Below are 21,956 nucleotides of genomic sequence, written 5' to 3'. Positions count from 1 at the left end.
GGATGAAAGCGGAAGGTGTCCAGGCCGCGTCCTGGCTTCTCATCGCGCTCCCGCTCGCGGGCGCCGCGATCCTCCTGCTCGGGGGGAGGCGCACCGACAAGTGGGGCCATCTGCTCGGCGTCACGATGTCGCTCGCGTCGTTCGCGGTGGGCGTCGCGATGTTCGTCCAGATGCTCGGGTACGACGCCGAGACCCGGCGCCGCACCCTGCACCTGTGGGACTTCATCGACGTCGGCTCGTTCAAGATCGGCGTGAACCTGCTGGTGGACCCGCTGTCCATCAGCTTCGTCCTGCTGATCACCGGGGTGGGCTCGCTCATCCACATCTACTCCGTCGGCTACATGGCCGACGATCCCGACCGGCGCCGGTTCTTCGCCTACCTGAACCTGTTCGTCGCGGCGATGCTGCTGCTGGTGCTCGGCGACAACTTCCTGATCATGTTCCTCGGCTGGGAGGGCGTCGGTCTCGCCTCCTACCTGCTGATCGGGTTCTGGCAGCACAAGCCGACGGCCGCGACCGCGGCGAAGAAGGCGTTCGTCGTCAACCGCGTCGGCGACATGGGGCTGATCATCGCGATCGCACTGATGTTCGCCACCTTCGGCACCATCGACTACGAGCCGATCCTCGGCACCGGCGCCGAGCACGTGGGGCTCGCGTCCCACCTCGGCACCGGCACCGCCACGGCGATCGGGCTGCTGCTCCTGGTCGGCGCGTGCGGCAAGTCGGCGCAGCTGCCGCTGCAGTCCTGGCTGCTGGACGCGATGGAGGGCCCGACCCCGGTGTCGGCCCTCATCCACGCGGCGACGATGGTGACCGCGGGCGTCTACCTGATCGTCCGGTCCGGGCCGATCTTCGAGATGTCCGACACCGCGCAGCTGGTGGTGACGATCGTCGGCGCGGCCACGCTGCTCGCCGGTGCGATCATCGGGTGCGGCAAGGACGACATCAAGAAGGCGCTGGCCGGGTCGACGATGTCGCAGATCGGCTACATGCACCTCGCCGCCGGCCTCGGCAAGCCCGGTTACGTCCTCGCCATCGCGCACCTCATCGCGCACGGCTTCTTCAAGGCGGGCCTGTTCCTCGGCGCCGGCTCCGTCATGCACGGCATGAAGGACGACGTGAACATGCGCCACTACGGCGCGCTCCGCTCGGTGATGGTGCTCACCTACGTGACGTTCGGGCTCGGCTACCTCGCGATCATCGGCTGCCCGCCGTTCTCCGGCTTCTTCACCAAGGACGGCATCATCGAGGCCGCGTACGACAAGGGCGGCACGTCCGGGATGATCCTCGGCTCGTGCGCGCTGATCGGCGCCGGCATCACCGCGTACTACATGTCGCGGGTCATGTTCATGACGTTCTTCGGTGAGAAGCGCTGGGAGGAGGACGCCCACCCGCACGAGTCACCGGCCGTCATGACCTGGCCGCTGATCCTGCTGGCCTTCGGGTCCGTCTTCGCGGGCGGGTACCTCGTCCTCGGCCCGTTCGCCGACTTCCTCGAACCGGTCGTCGGGAAGCCCGAGCACGAGCACGAGTTCGCGTGGATCACCGCGCCCGGCGTCGCCACCTTCGTGCTGATGATCGTCGGCGCCGGGATCGCCTGGGCGCAGTACGGGGCCCGGAAGGTGCCGCGCGAGGCGCCCAAGGGATCCTTCGTCACCGTCGCGGCCCGCAAGGACCTCTACGGCGACGCGCTCAACGAGTCGCTGCTGATGCGTCCCGGCCAGTGGCTGACCAGGCTGGCGGTCTGGTTCGACGGACGCGGCGTCGACGGCGCCGTCAACGGAACGGCCGCCGGCGTCGGCGGCAGCTCCGGCCGGCTCCGCCGCGTCCAGACCGGCTTCGCCCGCTCCTACGCCCTCTCGATGCTGGGCGGCGCGGCCCTCGTGGTCGCGGCGCTCCTGGTGGTGAACGTGTCATGAGCGACTTTCCCTGGCTGAGCGTGCTCATCGCGCTGCCACTGGCGGGCGCGGTGCTGCTCAGCGCCATCCCGCGCGAGCGGGAGGCGCTGGTCAAGCAGTTCGCGCTCGGCGTCTCCCTCGTCGTCGCCGCCCTCACCGGCGTCATGGCGGCGGACTTCGACGCGGGCGGGCCGCGCTTCCAGTTCACCGAGAAGTACTGGTGGATCAAGGAGTTCGGCGTCCACTGGGCGGTCGGCGTCGACGGCGTCGCGCTGGTGCTGATCCTGCTGTCGGTGATCCTCGTCCCGCTGGTCATGCTGGCGTCGTGGAGCGAGGCCGACCGGTCCGGCGGCGTGGACGTCCCGGCGAAGCGGTCGGTGAAGACGTACTTCGCGCTCCTGCTGTCGCTGGAAGCGGCCATGATCGGCGTCTTCGCGGCGACCGACGTGTTCCTCTTCTACGTCTTCTTCGAGGCGATGCTCATCCCGGTGTACTTCATCATCGGGTACTACGGCGGCGCGCAGCGCTCCTACGCGGCGGTCAAGTTCCTGCTGTACTCGCTGTTCGGCGGGCTGCTGATGCTCGTCGCCGTCATCTGGCTGTACCCGCTGTCGGCCAAGTCCGTCGACGACGGCGGCCTCGGGCACGGGACGTTCATGTTCGACGAGCTGTCGAAGATGAACGTCGACCCGACGACGGCGAAGTGGCTGTTCCTCGGCTTCTTCGTCGCGTTCGCGATCAAGGCGCCGATGGTGCCGGTGCACACCTGGCTGCCGGACGCGGCGCAGCAGTCCCCGGCCGGTGCGCTGGTGCTGGTCGTCGGCGTCCTCGACAAGGTCGGCACGTACGGGATGCTCCGGTTCTGCCTGGAGCTGTTCCCCGGCGCCGCCAAGTGGGCGACCCCGGTCGTGCTCGGGTTCGCGGTGCTCAGCATCATCTACGGCGCGATCCTCGCGATCGGCCAGGTCGACATGAAGCGCCTCATCGCCTACACGTCGGTGTCGCACTTCGGGTTCATCGTGCTCGGCATCTTCGCGATGACGTCGCAGGGGCAGTCCGGCGCCGCGCTGTACATGGTGAACCACGGGTTCTCCACCGGCGCGCTGTTCCTCATCGTCGGCTTCATGATCGTCCGGCGGAGGTCGGCGCGGATCTCCGACTTCGGCGGGGTGCAGAAGGTCGCGCCCGTCCTCGCCGGGATGTTCCTGATCGCCGGCCTGTCCGCGCTGTCGCTGCCCGGCCTGTCGACGTTCGTGTCGGAGTTCCTCGTCATCGTGGGGACGTTCAGCCGCTACGAGTGGGCGGGCGCCCTCGCGGTCAGCGGCGTCGTGCTCGCCGCCGTCTACGTCCTGTGGATGTACCAGCGGACCATGGGCGGCCCGAAGGTGCCCGCGGTCGAGGGCATGAAGGACCTGTCCGCCCGGGAGAAGTGGGCCGTCGCCCCGATCATCGCGATCATCGTGGCGATGGGCTTCTTCCCGCAGCCGGTGCTGCACGTGATCAACCCGTCGGTGGACCACACGCTGGCCCGGGTCGACAGGCACGATCCGGCGCCGGACATCACCGGTAACGTCGCCGAGAACGGAGCCCGTCCATGAGCACCACCAGTCAGGTGAGCGGCGTCCTCGCGCAGGGGGGTGACATCCCCGCGCCGCACATCGAGTACGGGCAGATCGGCCCGCTGCTGCTGGTCCTCGGCGTCGCCGTCGCCGGCGTGCTGGTCGAGGCGTTCGTCGGCCGGAACGGGCGGTACTACGCCCAGGTGCCGCTCGCGTTCCTCGGCCTCGCCGGCGGCTTCGCCTGGACGATCGCGCTCGCGTGGCGCGACAACCCGCACCACGTCGCCGCCGAGGGCGCGCTGGGCGTGGACGGCCCCACACTGTTCATCCAGGGCACCATCCTGGTGCTGGCGCTCGTCAGCCTCCTGCTGATCGCCGAGCGGGGGAACGGCAAGTCCGGCATCGTCGGCGGCCACTTCGCCGCGCAGGCGTCCGCCCTGCCCGGCAGCGAGGCCGAGCAGCGCACCACCGAGGCCGGGATCACCCAGACCGAGGTGTTCCCGCTGATGATGTTCGCCGTCGGCGGCATGATGATGTTCCCCGCCGCCAACGACCTGCTCACCATGTTCGTGGCGCTGGAGGTCATGTCGCTGCCGCTGTACCTGCTGTGCGGGCTCGCCCGCCGGCGGCGCCTCCTCTCCCAGGAGGCGGCGGTCAAGTACTTCCTCCTCGGCGCGTTCTCCTCGGCGTTCTTCCTGTACGGGACGGCGCTGCTCTACGGGTACGCCGGGTCCGTCCGGCTGTCGGACATCTCCGCGCAGATCAGCAAGGACGCGGGCAGCGAGACCCTGCTCCTCGCGGGCGTCGCGCTGCTGTCCGTCGGGCTGCTGTTCAAGCTCGGCGGCGTTCCGTTCCACATGTGGAAGCCGGACGTCTACCAGGGCGCCCCGACCCCGATCACGGCGCTGATGGCGTCCTGCACCGTCGTCGCCGCGTTCGGCGGGATCCTGCGCGTCTACTACGTCGCGTTCGAGACGCTGACGTGGGACTGGCGGCCCTTCATGTGGGGTGTGGCGATTCTCACCATGATCGCCGGGTCGATCATCGCGATCACGCAGACCGACATCAAGCGGATGCTGGCCTACTCGTCCATCGCGCACGCGGGCTTCCTGCTCATGGGCGTGATCGCCAGCTCCCCGGACGGCCTGTCGAGCACCCTGTTCTACCTGGTCGCCTACGGCTTCACCTCGATCGGCGCGTTCGCCGTCGTGACGATGGTGCGGGACGCGGGCGGCGAGGCCGGGCACCTGTCCCGCTGGGCGGGGCTCGGCAAGCGGTCCCCGGTCGTCGCGGGCGTGTTCGCCTTCTTCCTGCTGGCGTTCGCCGGAATCCCGCTGACCAGCGGGTTCACCGGGAAGTTCGCGGTGTTCAAGGCGGCCGTGGAGGAGGGTGCGACGCCCCTGGTGATCGTCGCGGTGATCTCCTCCGCCGTCGCCGCGTTCTTCTACGTCCGTGTGATCGTCGTCATGTTCTTCAGCGAGCCGGACGCGGAAGGGCCGGTCGTGGTGGCCGGGCCGGCGACCGCGGTCGCGGTGGCCCTCGGTGTGACGGCTACTGTGGTACTCGGCGTGATTCCGCAGCCCGTTCTGGACCTCGCGGGAACCGCCACGACCCACATGTTCGTCCGGTAGGGAGTCTTGGGTGAGCAACCCATCCGCTGAGAAGTCCGGCGGGCCGGCCATCGAGGAGACCGGCCCGTTCGGGCTTCCCGTCGACGCCGCGCTCGCGGCCGACGCCAAGGAGCGCCTGGCCTCCGTGGAGGCACTCCTCCAGGAGTGCGTGCGCGGCGAGGATCCGCTGCTCAGCGAGGCCTCGCGGCATCTCGTCGAGGCGGGCGGCAAGCGGTTCCGGCCGATGCTGGTGCTGCTCGCGTCCCACTTCGGCGACCCGTCGGCGCCCGGCGTCGTCCCCGCCGCCGTCGTCGTCGAGCTGACCCACCTCGGCACCCTCTACCACGACGACGTCATGGACGAGGCGACCGTCCGCCGCGGCCAGCAGTCGGCGAACTCCCGCTGGACGAACACCGTCGCCATCCTCACCGGCGACTACCTGTTCGCCCGCGCGTCCGACCTGCTCGCCGACCTCGGCCCCGAGGCCGTCCGCATCCAGGCCCGCGCGTTCGCCCGCCTCGTCCGCGGCCAGATCCAGGAGACCGTCGGCCCCACCCCGGACGCCGACCCCCTCAAGCACTACCTGCAGGTCGTCGCCGACAAGACCGCGTCCCTCATCGCCGTCTCCGGTCAGTTCGGCGCCCTGCTCTCCGGGGCCCCCGCCCACGTCGTCGACACCGTGACCTCCGCCTGCGAGAAGATCGGCATCGCCTTCCAGCTCTCCGACGACATCCTCGACATCGACTCGGAGACCGAGAAGTCCGGCAAGATCCCCGGCACCGACCTTCGCGAAGGCATCCGCACCCTCCCGATGCACCACGTCCTCGCCGGTATCGGCTCCGGCCCGGACGACGCCCGCCTCCGCGACCTCCTCGTCCAGGACCTCACCGACGACGCACTCCACGCCGAGGCCCTCGCCCTGCTGCGCGCGCACCCCGCCATGGACCGCGCCCGCGCCGACCTCCGCCGCTGGGCCGAGGACGCCCGCACCGAACTCCTCACCCTCCCCGAAATCCCCGCCCGCGAAGCCTTCACCAACCTCTGCGACTACGTGGTAAGCCGCACGGGCTGATCCCACCCCCGCGCCCGTGTCACTACGCGGGGCCGTGTGCGGCGCCGACGTCGGTCGGCACCGCACACGGCCCCGCGTCTGTGTTTCAGGCGTTCTGGGGTTCTGGTTCTTCGGTGACTCCGCGGGACTTCATGGCGTGCAGGACGAGCTTGATGAGGACCTCCTTGCAGGAGGCGAGGCGGCGGGCGTCGCAGAGCATGACGGGAACCTTGGGGCCCAGGTTGAGGGCCATCTGGATCTCCGCCAGGTCGAAGCGCTTGGCGCCCTCGAAGCAGTTGACGGCGACGACGAACGGGGTGTTGCGGCGCTCGAAGTAGTCGACCGACGGGAAGCAGTCGGACAGGCGGCGGGTGTCGGCGAGGACGACGGCGCCGAGGGCGCCGAGGGCGACCTCGTCCCACATGAACCAGAAGCGTTCCTGGCCGGGGGTGCCGAACAGGTAGAGGACGTACTCGTCCCGCATGGTGATGCGGCCGAAGTCCATCGCGACGGTGGTGGTGTTCTTGCGCTCCACCCCGGAGATGTCGTCCACGCCGATGCTCTCATCGGTGAGGATCTCCTCGGTGCGCAGCGGCTGGGTCTCGGAGACCGTGCCCACCATCGTGGTCTTGCCGACCCCGAAACCACCCGCGATCACGATCTTGACCGCGGTGGGGAGCCGACGGGCGCGCATGTCGCGCCTAGAGGGCCCGGAGACCATCGATCACCGCCTTGTAGAGCCTGATGTCGTGCATGTCCGCCTCCGGTTCGGGTTCCTGCATGGAGACGAACCCCTTGTCGAGCAGGTCGCCGAGCATCACCCGCACGGTCGCGACGGGCAGGTCGAGATGGCCGGTGAGCTCGGCGACCGACATGACGTTCTGGCAGAGCTGGATGATCGCCAGATGCTCGGGCCCGAGCCCGATGGTGGTGTCCGGTTCAGCGTGGACCGAGACCACGAGAGTGATCAGATCGAACTTGCCGCGGGTCGGCTCGATCCGTCCGCTCGTCATCACGTAGGGACGCACCATGGGGCCGGCCTGGTCGTCGAGCCAGCGCTCCGGTGTTTCGGGCTGCGGCTGCGGCTGAAGCGACGGATCCTCCGGCCAGAGATCTGAGGTGGGATCTTCGGGCGGCATCATGTGGGGCGGCCCTCCGCGGGGGTCTCCGAACGCGACGGCGAGGTGAGATGTTCGCCCATGCTCGTGACGAGCATCGCCATCTCATAGGCGATGAGGCCGACGTCGGCGTCCTCGTCGGCCAGCACGGCGAGGCAGGCGCCCTTGCCGGCCACCGTCACCAGCATGAACTGCGACTGCATCTCGATGATCGTCTGCCGGACGGGACCGCCGCCGAACCGGGTCCCGGCACCCTTGGCCAGGCTCTGGATGCCGGCGGCCACGGCCGCCAGATGCTCGCCGTCATCCTGGTTCATCCCCCGCGAGGACGCCATGAGAAGGCCGTCCGCGGACAGCACCACCGCGTTGTGGGCGTGCGGCACACGGTGGACCAGGTCGTCCAGCAGCCAGCCCAGATCGGACGCCGAACCCGCTTTCTGCATCACTGATCGTCCTCGCCTTCAGGTGCTTCGTTGCCGCGGGCTTCGACCGCCGTCCTCGCAAGGCGGGTGCCGCGCTGGTAGGAACCCATGATCCGCTGAATCTCCTCGGGCGAGCGTCCGGGATCGTCGGGCTCGTCCGGCTCGGCGACGACCGGTTCGTCGGTCTGCAGCGGCGCCGCGAGGTTGGCCTGGGGAACCCGCACGGGCAGGCCGGATGGAGTGGTGGAGCTTTCGGACACGGCTGGCTCGTCCTCCGGGTGACTGATCTCGGGATCCGCGGCGCTCGCCACTCCGGAGACGGCGGGGGGGCCGGACTCACCGGGCGGGTCCGCCGCGGCGAAACCGCCGGTGGACGAGGCGCTGTCATGGGTGTCCGGACCGTCTGGTTCGCTGACGTCGTCCGGGACGGAGGGGGGTGGCGGCACGGCGACGAGGGCTGGAGGCGCGGGCTGCTGCCGGCTGAGCGTCGCCACTCCGCGCGTCTCCGCCTGCGTCTCCGTGGACTGGCCGCCGGTGCCGGAGGCGACCGGCGCGGGCTGCCGGACGGCCAGTCCGTTCTCAGTGGTTGTGGTGGTGGTAGCGGTGGCGGGGGCCTTCTCGGTGCCGCTCTCGACGATCAGCTCCTGCGGAATGACGACGACCGCCGTCGTGCCGCCGTAGGCCGAGCGCTTCAGGGAGACCCGCACGCCGTAGCGCTCGGCCAGCTTCGCGACGACGAACAGGCCGAGCTGGACGGAGCTGCGCAGGTTGAACTCGGGAGGATCGACGATCCGCTCATTGATCTCGGCGAGCTTGTCCTCGGTCATGCCGAGCCCGCGGTCCTCGATGTCGATGGCGAAGCCGTTGGCGACGAGGTGCCCGCCGATCTGCACGACGGTGTCGGGCGGGGAGAACGACACGGCGTTCTCGATCAGCTCGGCGAGCAGGTGGGTGACGTCGCCGACCGCGCGTCCGGCCAGTTCGACCGGGCCGAACGGCAGCACGGTGACGCGGGTGTAGTCCTCGACCTCGCCGACCGCGGCGCGGACGACGTCCACCATCGGGACGGCGTTGCGCCAGCCGCGGGCGGGGAGCGCGCCGGACAGCACGATGAGGTTCTCGGCGTTGCGCCGCATGCGGGTCGCGAGGTGGTCGAGCCGGAACAGCTCCTCCAGCTCCTTGACCTCGATGTCGCGGCGGCGCTCCATGGTGTCCAGCATGGTCAGCTGCCGGTGCACCAGGGTCTGGGTGCGGCGCGCCAGGCTGAGCAGGACGTCGCGGATGCCGCGGCGCAGTTCCGCCTGCTCGACGGCGGTGGCCAGCGCGGTCTGCTGGACCTGGTTGAACGCCTTGCCCACCTGGCCGATCTCGTCGTCACCGAACTGCAGCTCGGGGGCCTCGGCGGCCACGTTCACCTTCTCGCCGCGGCCCAGCCGCTCGACCACGCCGGGCAGCCGCTGTTCGGCCAGTTCCGCGGCGGCGTCGCGCAGCCGCTCCAGCTGGCGGACCAGGGCACGGACGGTGGTGATCGACACGATGATGGAGGCGATGACCGCGAGCAGGCCGAGACCGCCGGCCAGCAGCAGCCGGACGACGACCCCGACGCCGAGCGGCGTGGCCCGGTCGACGGTGCGCTCACCGGCCTCGTTGATGCTCTGGTTCATGTCCGCCAGCCCGGCCTGGGTGGCCTGCCGCCACTGCGCGGCGGTGACCCGCGGGAGCTGGCCCGGCCGGGTCTGGAGCAGCCGGTCCTCCATCGCCTTGATCGCCGCCAGCTGGGGGCTGGAGGTCATCTCCTGGTACTGGCGGTGCTCGGTGTCGCGCAGCCCGACCATCGCCTGGTCGAAGGCGTAGCGCCGGATGGCGATGGACTGGTCGACGGCCTGCAGGTCGTCCGAGCTGAGCCGGCCGCTCTGGAGCATGCCGGCGACCAGCGCATCCTCGCGGGTGAGCAGCTCGCCGCTACGGGCGACCGCGATGGCGGCGCGCACGACGTCGGCGAAGTCGTCGTCGTCCAGGGTGGCCATGGAGTCGTACACGCGGTACACGGTCTCGTTGATGGCCGTGTAGCTCTGGAACGCCTGGCCGCGCCCCATCGCGCCCGAGTCCACGGCCTGGCGGTAGTCGCCGAGCCTCCGCAGGAGCTTGACCGCCTCCGCCATGCGGTTCTCGAGCGCGTCGTCGGCGGCACGTTTGACCGAGGCGCTCTCGGTACGGCTGATCATGGTCGCCACGGTCTTGTCGGTCTTGCTCCGCTGGGCCACCATGGCATTGCGTTCGTGCTGGTTGGGACCGGCGAGATAGACCACGGTGAGGCGGCGCTCGTTCTGCAGCTCGACCAGCATCGGGTTGGACGCGTTCACGACCGTGTTCAGCGTGCTCACCCAGAGGAGGTTGATCCCCTCCCTTGCGGTCACCCAAGCTGCGAAGGCCCACAGAGCGGTGAGAGACAGCAGCATTGCCGCAATCTTGGTCCGCAGTCGCGAGTTGCGGAAGCGCATTGATTTAACCCAACAATAATGTCAAGGCACCCTGCAATTGGCGGAGGGGTTCCGGATGCTGGGCACGCGATGGTGGGGTATGCAGGGAATGCCGATGTCGGCCGGTTCTGTTGCTCGCAGCACCATACCAACGACCTCATAGGCGCTCAAGGTGAATCGTTTACTTTGGGGAGAGCTCAAACGCCTTCACCGAGGTTGGGTGAGGTGAATCACAGGAGAGATTCCGGGCGGTATTCCTGGAGCAGTGCGAGTGCGGCGAGAGTGACGGCGCTCACGATGGTGGCCGGGAGGTATGTATCCTTGTCGTGCCACAGTGATGGATTATTGCTATTTGATAGCATTTGTCCGATTGTTTGGGGAATGTCTGCCGCATCCGCCGTACTCCCCGCCGTCAGGGACGATCGGATGAAGGCGCCGCCGCGGGAGGCCGCACGCAGGCACTCACTCCGGAGCGACTTCCGGACCGACCCCGCGAACAGGAGGATGTGCACGGCATACGCCGTCTCCTCGATGGTGCCGTCCCAGCGCCCCCACCCCCCGTCCGCCCGCTGGGAGCCGAGCACCCAGCGGACCGCGCGGTCCACGGAACTCGCGTGCCCGGACCCGGAGCCGTACCGCTCAATGGCCAGCGCGGCGCAGCACGTGGCGTAGTAGGGGGACGCGTGCCAACGGTCCCGCCAGGAACCGTCGGCCTCCTGCCGTTCGCACAGCCAGGAGGTGATCTTGATCATCGAGGCGGAATAGCGGTGCGCCGCGGCGCCGTCGCCGGTGGTCTCCAGGAAGTGCCCGAACGCCTCCAGTACGTGCGCGTTGGTCGTGACGGATCGGCCGTTCTCGCCCTGCCAGGTACAGAAATGCGTGTCCAGCTCGTACTGCAAGAGAAGGTCGGGCGCACAGGGGCTGCCGAGGAGCGAAAGGGCATAAAGCACACCGGAGCTGGTGTCGGCGTCGGGGGGCAGGCCTTCGCCCCCTCCGGTACCGGCCTGCCCCAGAGCGGCACGCAGTTCGGCCGTCAGCCATGGCGGCGCCTTCACCGGCACCCCGGCCCGTGCCAGCCAGCTCAGCACCCATCCGCGCTCGAACTCGGTGATCGGTGTGGCCACGGGCACCGGACCTCTGTACTGAGCGACGCCGGCCTCCAGATACCGGCGAGCCCGCGTTCGGGTCTCGTCGCGCGGGTCGGGTTCATGACCGAGCCAGGCGGCCGTGGCCGCGAAGGAAGCGCCCACCGTACCCGTAGGCCCGGGCACGACGGAGCCGGTTCCACGCGCGGACTCGCCCGCGATCTCCAGCGCGTGCAGGAGCTTGGCGGGGATCGGATCGCCCCGCTCCAGTAGCTCCCGGACGACGGGAAGCAGCTCGCCGGTCATCCCGCTCGGCGCACGTAGGCGTTGGTCAGGGTCCGTCCACCCCAGCCCGGGGATCCGGCCCATCGCCCGCGCGTCCAGCCGGGCATTGATCCGTTCGATCAGGTAGGGAGCGATGTGCTCGATGGCGGGCATGTCCGGCAGGTCGAGGACGCGCCCCGGGGCGAGCCACTTCGACAGCAGCCCCAGCCCCCGCCCGGCGGCGCGCGCCATGTCGGCGACCGGTACTCCCGGCGGCCCAGTGCGGGAGGGTTCGGCGCCGAGGGCGGAGAGCAGGGCCTCGGTCGCGCTGAGGGTCGGAACCAGCGCGTACCCGTCGTCCGGCAGGCCCCAGCCGCCGTCCGGCCGCTGCCCCGACAGCAGGAACCGCAGCCGCTCTCCGTGGCCGGTCAGCCAGGGGGCCAGGGACACCAGCCTGCCGGTCTCGTACACCGACGGCGAGGACGACCCCCAGGGCCGCTCGGTCAGGTCGTCGACGATCTTCTGTGCGGACACGATGATGTCGACGAGGCCCGCGCGGTCCGGGGTCGCGTCGAGTGTCACAGCGATCCCCAGTAGTCGCTGGTGCCGTAGAACCCGGTGCTGTAGCCGATCTGGCGTTCCAGGTAGTCCACGGCCTCCGGGCACTCGCCGCGCAACGGTTCGAGCAGCGTGTGGCAGTGCCGGACGATCTCCTCGATGCGCGCGGTCAGCGTGCCGGCGTCGGCGCCCAGCAGCTGCGCGTTGAGATCGTTCCAGGACTTGTCCCGTTCCAGGGTGGCCAGGTCGTTCAGCAGCCGGAGGATCTTCTGCACCTCGCGGCTGATGACCTGGAGCCGGTCGACGTGCGCCAGGGTTGCCGCGTCACCGTTGACGATCCAGTGCGAGATGTTGACCCAGGCCGATCCGTAGTTGTCGGCGTTGCCGAGGTAGACCTCGAAGGACGGCAGGGCGCTCCGGTCGCCGGACGAGGCCGACGCCTTCCACTCCACCTCCCGCGCCCCCGCCTCCAGCAGCCGTACCAGCTGGCTCCGCCAGTCGTCGCGCAACCCGGCGAAGGCGGGGGACGCGGCGACCTCGTCACGGATGTCGGCCAGGAACCGGGCGAGCCCGTCACCGGGCGCCGGATCGCGCCCGTCGGCCACGGCGAGGCAGCGCCGGTTGAGGTCGTCGATCTCCTTCCGGCTCGTCGCCACGTGGTCGACCAGCCAGTCCAGGGCGAAGATCCACAACGAGGTGCGGTTGGCGATCCTCAGCCGTGCGGCGCTCAGCTCCGGGGAGCCGAACGCGTTGGCGCACGCGACGGCGATGAACAGGGTCCCGTCGATGGGCTTGGCGGCGAAGACATCGGGATAGGCCTCCGCGCACGCCGCCAGGTCACGGGCGGCCCGCACCGCCTGTGCCAGGACGGCGCCGTGGCCCTGTGCCGCGCGCATCGGATCGCCGGCGGTCCGCTCCGCGCTCTCCGGGGGGACACCGTTGTCCGGGGTGTCAGGGTTCGGCATCGGCTCTGACCTCGAAGCCGTTCTCAGGCGGACCGCTGGATGGGCTCCAGCGTCATCATGATCGGTTTGTCGGGCCGCAGCGTCAGACCCACCTGCGGCTTGGGCATCTCCGCCCCTTCCACCGGCCGCGTGCGGAACCGGCTGAAGATGGAGGCGAGGATCAGCTGCGCCTCGGCCTGGACGATATGCCGGCCGACGCACTGGTGCGGGCCGCCGCCGAAGGGGAAGTAGGCGTAGCGGTGGTACCCCCTCGCACGCTCGGGCTCGAACCGGTCGGGGTCGAAGCTGCGGGCGTCCTCCCCCCATATCGACTTCATCCGCTGGGTGACGAAGGGGCTGACCAGCACGGTGTCGCCCCTGCGGATCCGCACCCCGCTCAGCACGGTGTCCTCGGTGGCCACCCTGGAGAACAGCCAACCCACCGGGAAGATCCGCAGCAGCTCCTGGACGACCTGCTTGGTGTACTGGAGCTGCGGCAGGTGCTCGGCGCGGACGCGCTCGGTGCCCACCACCCGCCGGGCTTCCTCATGCAGCTTCTCGCCGACCTCCGGGTGCCCGTTCAGCAGCGGCCACAGCCAGGTCAGGGCCACGGTGGTGGTCTCGTTGCTCGCACCGAACGTGGCGAGCAGATTGCTGCGGATCCACCGGTCGTCCACCGGGCCGCCCTCCTGCTTACTGGCACGGCACAGCGCGGTGAAGATGTCATTGCCCTCGCCGGGGTCGTCGCGGTAGCGCTCGACCAGCGCGAACAAGCTGTCGTCCATCGCCTTGACGGCGGTGCGGAACGCCCGGTCGCCGGGCATGGGCACGGCCCGCGGCATGAACGGGAACAGGAACCGGTACGCGATCCTGATGACGATCTGCTGCAGGGGCGGGATCATCACATCCGCCTCGGCGCGCGTGATCTTGTCGCCGAAGAGCACCTTGACCACCGTCTCGTTGATGATCAGGTACATCTCCTGAAGCATGTCGACCGGGGTGCCGCCCCGGGCGTGCTCCTCCAGCCCGTCCACCGCGCCGTTGATCGCCTCCGCCATCAGCGCGGTGAGCTTCTTGGTGTTGTGGAGGGAGAAGACCGGCTGCAGGGTCCGCTTGCTCGCGTCCCATCCCGGACCCTCGTCCAGGATGCTGTCGGTCATCAGTTCGCGGATGGGACGCCAGTAGAGCCCGCTGCGGTCGAATCGGTCCGACTGGTGTCGGAGTATCTGTTCCACGTCCTCGGGGTCGGTCGCCAGGTACGGGCGGGAGGCCCCGAGGCCGACGCGCATCAGCCGGCCGCCGGCCTCTTCGCCCATGCGTTCGAGTTGCTGCAACGGGTCTTTGATAAATCCGAGGGCGGTCCGGTACAGAGGAAAGTTCTTGGCCCGTTGCACGGGAACGGCGCCAACATCAACGGACACTTTCGACGGCCCCCCACGAGCTCGACATCACCGGATCGCCCGCCGTGACCGCCGCTGGTGTGCGGTGAGGTACTGGCTGGGCGATTCGCGATCTCTGTCCACGTCTGCAATTCTTGGGCGTTTTGTGTATATTTCGCTGGAAGTATCACATGATCAATTAACGCGATCAAGGGGGCAGGGGAAAGAAATGTCAGCCCATTCCGGGTGGCGTTCATCACTTGCCGGACGGGTTGTCTCACTTGTTGAGCGATCCTGACAGTATTCGCCCAGGTCAAGACCCTGTTATGACGCAGCGTCAGTATTTGAACGCAATGAGTAGCGGACGCCGAAAAGGAAAAGTGCCCGCCTTATCCCGGTTACCGGCCGCCTCGGTCGGTCGGGAGGATGTCGGGCCACGCGACCCGTCCCGCCACCCGGACCTCGCCGGTCACTTTCCGTGACCCGCATCGTGCCTCGACCGGGTACGTGCTGGGCGTCGCGTCCCGCCGCACGGTGGCGGTGCCGTCCACGGTCCGTCCGGCGAACGCCTCGGACCGCGCAGCCACGTCGCCCGCGCACCCGGGCACCGAGAGGCGCACCTGCTCCCCGGGCCGCGCCATGCCGGGCTTCACCGCGACCTCGTCCTGATCGGTCGCCTCACCCGTCGCCGGGGTCAGCATGCCCGCCGCGATGAGCGCTGTTCCCAACACGGTGACGCTGACCAGACGCAACGGGAGCTCCTCGAATCCGGCATATGACGACCGGCACTCTAGCTCCTCTAAGCGGTTTCGGGCACCGCTTCCCGGCGTCCGGCGCTCAGCCCGTCCCATGTCAACGTCACCAGTGCGGGCCACACCGGCAGGACCCCCGCCCACCGGCTCGGCGGCACCTCCTCGTGGTGGGCGAACACCCCGATGGTGAACTGCAGCACGGGCCAGGTACTGCAACATGCCGATCGCCGTCAGCGGCAGCCGAATGGCCGCCGCGTTGAACAGCATCAGCGGAACCGCGGTCACGACACCCGCAGCCGCAAGCAGCGCCGCGTGCCCCGCGGCCGCGCCCATGCCGACCGCGCCCCACTGTCACGGCCGCAGCCGTTCACGGAAGATCACCACACCGAACAGCACACTGATCAAGATCACTACCGCCGCCAGCGTCAGCAGCACGCCCTGCCGTCGGCTCAGGCCGCGCACCCGGCACCGCCGTACCGCCAGCACGACGGCCACGGCGACGAGCGACCACATGATCCGCAACGTACCAGCGTGTAATGAACGAAACGTCACACGCCCATGTCATGCCCGGCCGGCATGTTCGGCTTTGCGAAGACCCAGATGGTCTCTCCGGAGAAGGCACTCCCCGGCAGGGACGAGCCCATCCCGGTACCGCCGCGCCACAAGGTCCTCGACGCCCCCCTGGCCGTCGTCTACGACCCCGCCAAGGTCACCTGCGACGACCTGCTCCGCGTCTTCTGGGAGTCCCACGACCCCACCCAAGGCATGTGTACTGACCATGGACGTTGGTAACGCGGACACGGCTGGATGATCTTGTAATGAGGGAGGGCCTCCTGGCGAGGTGTGAGTCACCACAACTTGCACCGTGAACACCAGGAGGCCCTGCATGGTCCACGCTAATGCCAAGCTCACTCCGCGGGGCCGGTTGGAGCTGGCGCGCTGTGTGGTGGAGGACCGATGGCCGCTTCGGCGGGCGGCCGAGCGGTTCCAGGTAGCGGTGACCACGGCCAAACGGTGGGCCGACCGGTACCGCCAGCTCGGAGCGGCGGGCATGGCAGACCGATCCAGCCGCCCGCATCACAGCCCGGCCCGCACCAGCGAACGCATCGAGCGGCGCATCGTCAAAGTCCGGATCACCCATCGGCTGGGACCGGCCCGGATCGCCGCCCGGCTGGGACTGGCCCCCTCCACCGTGCACCGGGTCCTGCGGCGGTACGGCTGCCCGCCACTGGCCCATCTGGACCGCGCGACCGGCCGGTCCGCCGTTATGGACATGCCGCCCCCGGCGACCTGGTCCACGTCGACGTCAAGAAGCCGGGCAACATTCCCGACGGCGGCGGACACCGTGTCCACGGCCGCCAGATCGGCGGCCGCAACAGCCAACGCAGCCAGACCGCCGAACGCAACGCCTACCGCAACCCGCTGCTGGGCTACGGCTACCTGCACACCGCCATCGACGACCACTCCCGGCTGGCCTACACCGAGATCCTGCCCGACGAGCGCAAGCACACCGCTGTGGCGTTCTGGGCACGGGCGAGGCCTACTTCACCAACTGCGGCATCACCGTCCGCCGGGTACTGAGCGACAACGGGTCCTGCTACCGCTCCCGGACCTGGCGCGACACCCTGGCCACCACCGGCATCACCCACAAACGCACCCGCCCCTACCGACCACAGACCAACGGCAAGGTCGAGCGATACCACCGCACCCTCGCAGAGGAATGGGCCTACGCCCGCCCCTACCTGTCCGAGGCCGAACGCCGCGCCGCCCTTGCACCCTGACTGCACATGTACAACCATCACCGCGGCCACACCGCCCTGGACGGCCTCCCACCCGCCAGCCGCGTTCCTAACCTCTCAGGCCAGTACAACTAGCCGAGGTGCGGCTTATCGCGGTGCTCGCGATAGTGGCGCAGCCTCAACTGCTGGGTGTGGTGCATGGGCAAGTCGTCCAACTCGTCGGCTGGCACCCCGACCAGGCCCGTGATTTCGATGTCGTACCCGGTCTCTTCCTTGACCTCCCGGACTGCCGTGTTCGGTAGCGACTCGTCCAGATTGATACCTCCGCCTGGGAGTGCCCAGAGACCGGAGTCGGCGCGTCGTTGCATAAGCACTTCGCCGTGCTCGTTGGTGGCGACTGCGGAGGCGGCCACGACCATTGAGTTCGGGGCCGGTGCTGCCGTGTCGTCGTAGTACTCGGTGCGTGCCACTGCTCACTCCTTGACGGTTTGGCCTCTGGTCATCACCGAGATAGACCGAGTCGTAGAGCGTGGTCGCGTGCTGGTGCACCTCGATACCTGGTGTACCGATCAGCGGGGCGCAGTGCATGAATGCCACGCGGCATCGGCTTTCGATGCCGCGCTGGATCAGGCCGCGCCGCTGGCACTCGATCACGCGGGCACACGACAGGCGGGCCTGCTCGCGTAGGGACTTTGTGATGACCGTGCCGATCAGGCCGCTGCTCTCTACGTCTTCGCTGTAGAGATCCTGGGGCCGCGTTGGTCGTGACCACGGTCCCACGGATGGCGCGGCCGTCCTGGAGCTTCCCGGCACGGAGTGCGCGAAGCATGGTCTCGGACTCGTCCCGGACGACGTTGCTCCTGGCAGCGGACTTGTCGTTGTCGGTGTACTCGGCGACCACCGTCCAGCCGAGTCGCCCGGCGGCTGCCGGTTGACCTTGTGCTGGTGCTGGATGTCGTGCTCGTCTCGTTCTTGGTCGGTAGAGATAGCCCTTCGCCGCTGGTCGCGCGGCGCCTGGGGTCGGTCTGCACGGACATGTCACCGCTGCACGGGTTGGTGGTAGACCTCCGATAGGCAATGATCAGTTCCGTCGGAACGCCGGGCCTCTCCAGGCTCTCTTCCCCCCGGAGGAACACATGACGCTGCATCAGATCCCGGTACCGACGGAACACATCTACGACACACAAACGCGGCTACGCGGCTTCGGGCCGGTGGTACCGATCGAACTCGTCGGTGGCGTCGTCGTGTGGGCGGTGACCACGCACGCCGCGGCGCATGAGGTGTTGGCCAACGACAAGGTGTACGCCCGCAACGCCCGCAACTGGCTCGCTCTGCACGACGGCACCATCCCGGCGGAGTGGCCGTTCCGGGCACTCGTCGAGGGCGAGCACATGGCGGTGCAGGACGGCCTCGATCACCGGCGGCTGCGCACGATGGTGAACAAGGTGTTCACCCCGGCGCGGGTGGCCAAGCTGGCGCCCCGGATCGAGGAGATCACCGCCTCGCTTCTCGACGACCTGGCCGCTGCCGGCGACGGTGCGGACCTGGTACCGCTGTTCGGCGAGGCCCTGCCGATGCAGGTGATCTGCGAACTGTTCGGCATCCCGCAGTCGGAGCGGGCGCCTTTCCGAGCCTGGACCGAAGCGGTGCTCAGCGCCAGCGCGCAGGCGGTCGAGGCGCGCATGGCGATGGTCGACTACCTTGCCCGGTTCGCCGACCGCCGGCGCGGCGACCCTCGGGACGACCTCACCTCGATGCTGATCAAGGTGCAGGAGGACGGCGAGGTCACACTGTCCGACGGCGAGCTCGCCGACCTGCTGCTCCTGTTCGTGATCGCCGGGCATGAGACCACGAAGCACCTCCTCGACAACGCCGTTGTGGCGCTGTCCTTGCACCCCGACCAGCGCGACCTCGCCATCCGGGACGGCCTGTGGGAGCAGGTCGTCGAGGAGACGCTGCGCCGCTACCCTTCGGTGCCGATGGCCATATTCCGGTTCACCACGCAGGACACGAAGCTGGCCGAGGTGGAGTTGCCCGTCGGCGCCGCGCTGCTGCTGTCGCTGTCGGGGACCGACCCGGTGCACCACGGCGCCGACGCCGACCTGTTCGACATCACCCGTACCCAAAAGGCCCATCTGGCGTTCGGGCACGGGCCGCATTTCTGCATCGGCGCACCGCTGGCCCGGCTGGAGGGCAAGATCGGGCTGGACGCGCTGTACCGGCGATTCCCAAAGCTGCGAATGGCGGTCGACCCGGCCGAGCTGGTGTACACCTCATTCACCACCTCGGGACCGGCCTCGCTCCCGGTACACCTGGACTGAACGCCGCTGGACCTGCCGGGCCAGGTCAGCTCGCCGATACCTCCGCTGTCGTCCGGCTACTCCGCGACGAAACGGCGTACGGCCAATGGGAGGAAATGCTCGCCCGCCGCCTCGTCGCCATTTGCCCGATCACCGAACTGGAGATCCTCTAGAGCGCCCGGTCGGTCCCGTTGACCTGCTCGTCGCCGCAGCTGCCGACCTGCATGGTGTCACCCTGCTGCACTACGACCGTGACTTCGACCAGATCGAACCGGTCGGCCCTACCTTCCGCTTTCGGTCTCGGGTCAGGCGACTGTGCAGATGTTCTGTCCGGTCGCCTGGTGCAGTGCAGCCGCCAGCCGGTCGCGTGCCTCGGTCTGGGCCGCAATGCGTTCGTCGAGGACGGCGAGACGATCCAACGCGATCTGGATGCCCTTGTCCGACGGTGACGCGGCTACCACGTCGCCGTCCAGACAGGGCAGGAACGCGCGGATGTCTTCGAGGGTGAGGCCGGCGGTCAGCAGGCGGCGGATGTTGCGGACCCGCACGACGACGCTTTCGTCATAGATCCGGTAGCCGTTGTGCGCCCGGCGGGAGGTGATCAGCCCTGCTTGTTCATAGTGCCGCAGCGCACGCGGTGTCGTTCCCGCGACCTGCGCCAGCTCGCCGATCCGCAACGGCTCCACCTCCCTCGCCAGTCCTATCACGCGACGACGGCTCCACCATCGACAGGGAGCACCACTCCTGTGATGAACGATGCACGCCACGAGGCCAGCCGTGTGATCGCCCATGCCACCTCCTCGGGACGGCCGATCCGACCCAGCGGCGTGTGGCCTATCTGCCACTCTCGGACCGCCGCCATCCGCTCAGGTGACAAACCCTGGTGCTCCCCGATCGGAGTGTCGATCGCTCCAGGGGCCACCGCGACCACCCGGATTCCGCGAGGGGCCAGTTCCACCGCCCAGCTGCGCGTGAGGAGTTCCAGGGCGGCTTTCGTCGCGGCATAAACCGCGTTGCCCGGCCAGGCCCGCTGCCCGATCGACGTGGTGACGTTCACGATCACCCCGCCACCGGCCTCCAACGCGGGCAACGCGGCCTGCGCCAGCATGACCGGCGCGACCAGGTTGGTCGCCAGCTGCGGTTCGATCAGGTCCCGAGTGAACGTCCCCAGTGCCCCGCCGGCAACGATCCCCGCATTGTTGACCAGCACGTCCAGCCGGCCATGCGACTCCATGACGGCACGCATGATCTCCTCGGCGGCGCCCTCGGCAGCGACGTCGGCGATCAGCGGAAGGATGCCGTCATGACCGGCAGCGGCTTCCGCCAGCGGCTCCGCTCTGCGGCCTACGGCCACCACCTGCGCGCCCATTCCGGCGAACATGCGCGCTGTCGCACGGCCTATGCCCGTGCCCGATCCAGTAACAACAACCACTTTGTCCCGCATTGAGCTGTCCATGCGGGCAATCCTCAAACCCTGCCGCCAACGACAAGGTCAAACCAGTCGCCGCCCGCCGGCCACAGCGCCCCCGAGAGATCACAACCTCATGCGTCGGACATGCCGCGCATTCCCTGCCGAACCTTTCGGGAAGATCGGGTCGGTCCTGGGTGCGGCGCTGGGCCGCTCAGTGGGTCTCAGTGGGCCGATGTCTCGCTTGCATAGGTGATGATGTTGTCGCGGTAGGAATGTGTCGCCTTGTCGAAGGTGCCGCCGCAGGTGACGAGCCTGAGCGTGGCATGGCGGGTGGGGCCGTAGACCTTCTGGGACGGGAACCGGGACTTGGCCACCTTCTCCACCGCCTCGACGGTGAACACCGCGGTCCGGCCGTCCCGGCGGGTCACCTCGACGGTGTCACCAGGCCGGAGCCTGCCCAGGTCGTAGAAGACGGCGGGACCGTTGCGGTCGTCCACGTGGCCGAGGATCACGGCCGGGCCCTGCTCACCGGGCGACGGGCCCGGCGCGTGCCAGCCCGAGATCTCGGGCCGGTCGATCGGCGGCGTTCCCGCCGACCCGTCCGAGGTCGGGCTGAGCGGTGTCACCGGCGCCCGCACCCCGATGGACGGCAGCGCGATCCGGGTGGGCTCCGACCGTCCGAGGACGGGCCCGGGGTGCCCGGCCGGCCGCGGGGAGGCGGCCCACGCGGGCGGACCGGGCGGACCCGGGTGGCCGCGCAGGGCCTGGACGATCAGCGCAAGGCCCGCGAGGAGCAGGACGGCGGCCGCCACCGCGGGGAGGCGACGGCCGCCACGGGTCCCGCTGTCAGGACCGGTCATCGCCGCGCCGGCGCCGGATCACCATCGTGCCGCCCGCCCCGAGGAGCAGGGCGACACCGGCCCCGAGGAACGCCGGGCTCGCGTGCGTCATCGCACCGCCGGCGCCCGTCTTCGCGCCTCCGCCGGGAGGCGGGGTCTTCCCGGCGATCACCGTCACCGATTCCTTGGCGGCGTTGTTGCCGCACTGGATGATGACGGGATGCGTGATCAGCGCGGCCGTCGACGAGATCTGTGCCGGGACGGTCGCGGCGCCCGCGGCGAAGTTCACGGTCGCCGTGAACGCGGGTGAGGTCACCGTTCCGGCGGTCCCCTTGCAGACCGCCGGAACCTTGACCGTCACGTTCTCCCCCCGGTGCGCCGGATCGGGTGTCACGGCCCCGGCCGCCATCGCGGGCGCCGCCAGTCCCGCGGTGGTCGCGAGACCGGCCCCGGCGATCGCGATGGCGCCGAGCGTCGTCATCTTTCGCATTTCTCCCCCTCGCGACACGGCGGCGATCCGTGACCGCTCGGTGACCGTGTCTATGAG

Annotated in this window: 21 protein-coding genes and 2 pseudogenes; 8 read left to right on the top strand and 15 right to left on the bottom strand. The window is 69.2% G+C overall.

All coding sequences use genetic code 11. From position 1 onward, the window contains the following. Window positions 1-2 precede the first annotated feature (2 nt). Genes nuoL through ACQPZP_RS39945 form a run of 4 tightly spaced genes read left to right on the top strand, consistent with a single transcriptional unit; the run spans window position 3 to window position 6,139 of the window. Window positions 3-1,919: an NADH-quinone oxidoreductase subunit L gene (gene nuoL, locus ACQPZP_RS39960; RefSeq protein WP_433474815.1), complete on the top strand. Its 1,917-nt coding sequence runs from the start codon at window positions 3-5 to the stop codon at window positions 1,917-1,919. After that, the gene (locus ACQPZP_RS39955) at window positions 1,916-3,496 is read left to right on the top strand and encodes an NADH-quinone oxidoreductase subunit M (RefSeq protein WP_433474814.1); all 1,581 of its coding nucleotides are present in this window, start codon (window positions 1,916-1,918) and stop codon (window positions 3,494-3,496) included. The genes nuoL and ACQPZP_RS39955 overlap by 4 nt, the downstream gene beginning before the upstream one ends. Beyond that, a complete protein-coding gene (nuoN, locus tag ACQPZP_RS39950; RefSeq protein WP_433474813.1) occupies window positions 3,493-5,088 on the top strand; it encodes an NADH-quinone oxidoreductase subunit NuoN in 1,596 nt (531 codons plus the stop codon). Before ACQPZP_RS39955 ends, nuoN begins: the two co-directional genes overlap by 4 nt. Window positions 5,089-5,137: 49 nt before the next feature. Next, window positions 5,138-6,139: a polyprenyl synthetase family protein gene (locus tag ACQPZP_RS39945; protein WP_433479753.1), complete on the top strand. Its 1,002-nt coding sequence runs from the start codon at window positions 5,138-5,140 to the stop codon at window positions 6,137-6,139. An 85-nt stretch (window positions 6,140-6,224) separates the two neighbouring features. On the opposite strand, the gene ACQPZP_RS39940 is transcribed toward ACQPZP_RS39945, so the two are convergent. The 10 genes from ACQPZP_RS39940 to ACQPZP_RS39895 all read right to left on the bottom strand — a co-directional run bounded on the left by ACQPZP_RS39940 (window position 6,225) and on the right by ACQPZP_RS39895 (window position 15,633). Continuing rightward, window positions 6,225-6,839 carry a GTP-binding protein gene (locus ACQPZP_RS39940; protein WP_433474812.1) on the bottom strand — a complete coding sequence of 205 codons (615 nt, stop codon included), beginning with the start codon at window positions 6,837-6,839 and terminating at the stop codon, window positions 6,225-6,227. Further along, window positions 6,820-7,260: a DUF742 domain-containing protein gene (locus ACQPZP_RS39935; RefSeq protein WP_433474811.1), complete on the bottom strand. Its 441-nt coding sequence runs from the start codon at window positions 7,258-7,260 to the stop codon at window positions 6,820-6,822. Before ACQPZP_RS39935 ends, ACQPZP_RS39940 begins: the two co-directional genes overlap by 20 nt. Next, window positions 7,257-7,679: a roadblock/LC7 domain-containing protein gene (locus ACQPZP_RS39930; protein ID WP_433474810.1), complete on the bottom strand. Its 423-nt coding sequence runs from the start codon at window positions 7,677-7,679 to the stop codon at window positions 7,257-7,259. Before ACQPZP_RS39930 ends, ACQPZP_RS39935 begins: the two co-directional genes overlap by 4 nt. Next, complete coding sequence (locus tag ACQPZP_RS39925) at window positions 7,679-10,042, bottom strand: nitrate- and nitrite sensing domain-containing protein (RefSeq protein WP_433474809.1); 2,364 nt, start codon at window positions 10,040-10,042, stop codon at window positions 7,679-7,681. Before ACQPZP_RS39925 ends, ACQPZP_RS39930 begins: the two co-directional genes overlap by 1 nt. A gap of 326 nt (window positions 10,043-10,368) precedes the next feature. Next, window positions 10,369-12,069, bottom strand: a complete 1,701-nt coding sequence (locus tag ACQPZP_RS39920; protein WP_433474808.1) for a prenyltransferase/squalene oxidase repeat-containing protein — start codon at window positions 12,067-12,069, stop codon at window positions 10,369-10,371. Further along, complete coding sequence (locus tag ACQPZP_RS39915) at window positions 12,066-13,010, bottom strand: terpene synthase family protein (RefSeq protein ID WP_433474807.1); 945 nt, start codon at window positions 13,008-13,010, stop codon at window positions 12,066-12,068. The genes ACQPZP_RS39920 and ACQPZP_RS39915 overlap by 4 nt, the downstream gene beginning before the upstream one ends. A gap of 23 nt (window positions 13,011-13,033) precedes the next feature. Next, window positions 13,034-14,383, bottom strand: a complete 1,350-nt coding sequence (locus tag ACQPZP_RS39910; RefSeq protein WP_433479752.1) for a cytochrome P450 — start codon at window positions 14,381-14,383, stop codon at window positions 13,034-13,036. A 383-nt stretch (window positions 14,384-14,766) separates the two neighbouring features. Continuing rightward, window positions 14,767-15,120 (bottom strand): hypothetical protein, encoded by a 354-nt coding sequence (locus tag ACQPZP_RS39905; RefSeq protein WP_433474806.1) that lies wholly within the window; start codon window positions 15,118-15,120, stop codon window positions 14,767-14,769. Window positions 15,121-15,167: 47 nt separating this feature from the next. Further along, on the bottom strand, window positions 15,168-15,320 hold the full coding sequence (locus ACQPZP_RS39900; RefSeq protein ID WP_433474805.1) for a hypothetical protein: 153 nt from the start codon (window positions 15,318-15,320) through the stop codon (window positions 15,168-15,170). 151 nt (window positions 15,321-15,471) lie between these two features. Further along, entirely contained in the window at window positions 15,472-15,633 is a 162-nt protein-coding gene (locus ACQPZP_RS39895; RefSeq protein ID WP_433474804.1) for a hypothetical protein, read from the bottom strand. A 63-nt stretch (window positions 15,634-15,696) separates the two neighbouring features. Between ACQPZP_RS39895 and ACQPZP_RS39890 the strand changes: the two are divergent. Next, window positions 15,697-15,888: pseudogene (locus ACQPZP_RS39890) on the top strand (peptide-methionine (S)-S-oxide reductase); the annotation flags it as partial. A gap of 118 nt (window positions 15,889-16,006) precedes the next feature. Next, window positions 16,007-16,994, top strand: a pseudogene (locus ACQPZP_RS39885) (IS481 family transposase). Here the strand turns inward: ACQPZP_RS39885 and ACQPZP_RS39880 are convergent. Then, window positions 16,991-17,329 (bottom strand): NUDIX hydrolase, encoded by a 339-nt coding sequence (locus ACQPZP_RS39880; protein WP_433474803.1) that lies wholly within the window; start codon window positions 17,327-17,329, stop codon window positions 16,991-16,993. The pseudogene ACQPZP_RS39885 and the gene ACQPZP_RS39880 sit on opposite strands and share 4 nt — an antisense overlap. A 67-nt stretch (window positions 17,330-17,396) precedes the next feature. Between ACQPZP_RS39880 and ACQPZP_RS39875 the strand changes: the two genes are divergently transcribed. Next, window positions 17,397-17,546, top strand: a complete 150-nt coding sequence (locus tag ACQPZP_RS39875) for a hypothetical protein (protein ID WP_433474802.1) — start codon at window positions 17,397-17,399, stop codon at window positions 17,544-17,546. A gap of 449 nt (window positions 17,547-17,995) precedes the next feature. Then, on the top strand, window positions 17,996-19,180 hold the full coding sequence (locus ACQPZP_RS39870) for a cytochrome P450 family protein (protein WP_433474801.1): 1,185 nt from the start codon (window positions 17,996-17,998) through the stop codon (window positions 19,178-19,180). A gap of 284 nt (window positions 19,181-19,464) precedes the next feature. On the opposite strand, the gene ACQPZP_RS39865 is transcribed toward ACQPZP_RS39870, so the two are convergent. The 4 genes from ACQPZP_RS39865 to ACQPZP_RS39850 all read right to left on the bottom strand — a co-directional run bounded on the left by ACQPZP_RS39865 (window position 19,465) and on the right by ACQPZP_RS39850 (window position 21,899). Further along, on the bottom strand, window positions 19,465-19,836 hold the full coding sequence (locus ACQPZP_RS39865; protein ID WP_433474800.1) for a MerR family transcriptional regulator: 372 nt from the start codon (window positions 19,834-19,836) through the stop codon (window positions 19,465-19,467). A gap of 26 nt (window positions 19,837-19,862) precedes the next feature. Continuing rightward, window positions 19,863-20,615 carry an SDR family NAD(P)-dependent oxidoreductase gene (locus ACQPZP_RS39860; RefSeq protein WP_433474799.1) on the bottom strand — a complete coding sequence of 251 codons (753 nt, stop codon included), beginning with the start codon at window positions 20,613-20,615 and terminating at the stop codon, window positions 19,863-19,865. Between the two features lie 176 nt (window positions 20,616-20,791). Continuing rightward, window positions 20,792-21,430, bottom strand: a complete 639-nt coding sequence (locus tag ACQPZP_RS39855) for a class F sortase (RefSeq protein ID WP_433474798.1) — start codon at window positions 21,428-21,430, stop codon at window positions 20,792-20,794. Next, window positions 21,417-21,899 (bottom strand): hypothetical protein, encoded by a 483-nt coding sequence (locus ACQPZP_RS39850; RefSeq protein WP_433474797.1) that lies wholly within the window; start codon window positions 21,897-21,899, stop codon window positions 21,417-21,419. The genes ACQPZP_RS39855 and ACQPZP_RS39850 overlap by 14 nt, the downstream gene beginning before the upstream one ends. Window positions 21,900-21,956: the final 57 nt, after the last annotated feature.

This window comes from Spirillospora sp. CA-142024, from assembly GCF_050942325.1.
Classification (GTDB): Bacteria; Actinomycetota; Actinomycetes; order Streptosporangiales; family Streptosporangiaceae; genus Spirillospora.
This window is presented reverse-complemented; position numbering and strand designations above follow the sequence as displayed.

Coding starts and splice junctions, on each gene's coding strand:
- nuoN (WP_433474813.1), top strand. CDS start 3,493: ATGAGCACCACCAGTCAGGTGAGCGGCGTCCTCGCGCAGGGGGGTGAC.
- ACQPZP_RS39935 (WP_433474811.1), bottom strand. CDS start 7,260: ATGATGCCGCCCGAAGATCCCACCTCAGATCTCTGGCCGGAGGATCCG.
- ACQPZP_RS39855 (WP_433474798.1), bottom strand. CDS start 21,430: ATGACCGGTCCTGACAGCGGGACCCGTGGCGGCCGTCGCCTCCCCGCG.
- ACQPZP_RS39955 (WP_433474814.1), top strand. CDS start 1,916: ATGAGCGACTTTCCCTGGCTGAGCGTGCTCATCGCGCTGCCACTGGCG.
- ACQPZP_RS39870 (WP_433474801.1), top strand. CDS start 17,996: ATGACGCTGCATCAGATCCCGGTACCGACGGAACACATCTACGACACA.
- ACQPZP_RS39940 (WP_433474812.1), bottom strand. CDS start 6,839: ATGGTCTCCGGGCCCTCTAGGCGCGACATGCGCGCCCGTCGGCTCCCC.
- ACQPZP_RS39860 (WP_433474799.1), bottom strand. CDS start 20,615: ATGGACAGCTCAATGCGGGACAAAGTGGTTGTTGTTACTGGATCGGGC.
- ACQPZP_RS39930 (WP_433474810.1), bottom strand. CDS start 7,679: ATGCAGAAAGCGGGTTCGGCGTCCGATCTGGGCTGGCTGCTGGACGAC.
- ACQPZP_RS39895 (WP_433474804.1), bottom strand. CDS start 15,633: ATGTGGTCGCTCGTCGCCGTGGCCGTCGTGCTGGCGGTACGGCGGTGC.
- ACQPZP_RS39850 (WP_433474797.1), bottom strand. CDS start 21,899: ATGCGAAAGATGACGACGCTCGGCGCCATCGCGATCGCCGGGGCCGGT.
- ACQPZP_RS39915 (WP_433474807.1), bottom strand. CDS start 13,010: ATGCCGAACCCTGACACCCCGGACAACGGTGTCCCCCCGGAGAGCGCG.
- nuoL (WP_433474815.1), top strand. CDS start 3: ATGAAAGCGGAAGGTGTCCAGGCCGCGTCCTGGCTTCTCATCGCGCTC.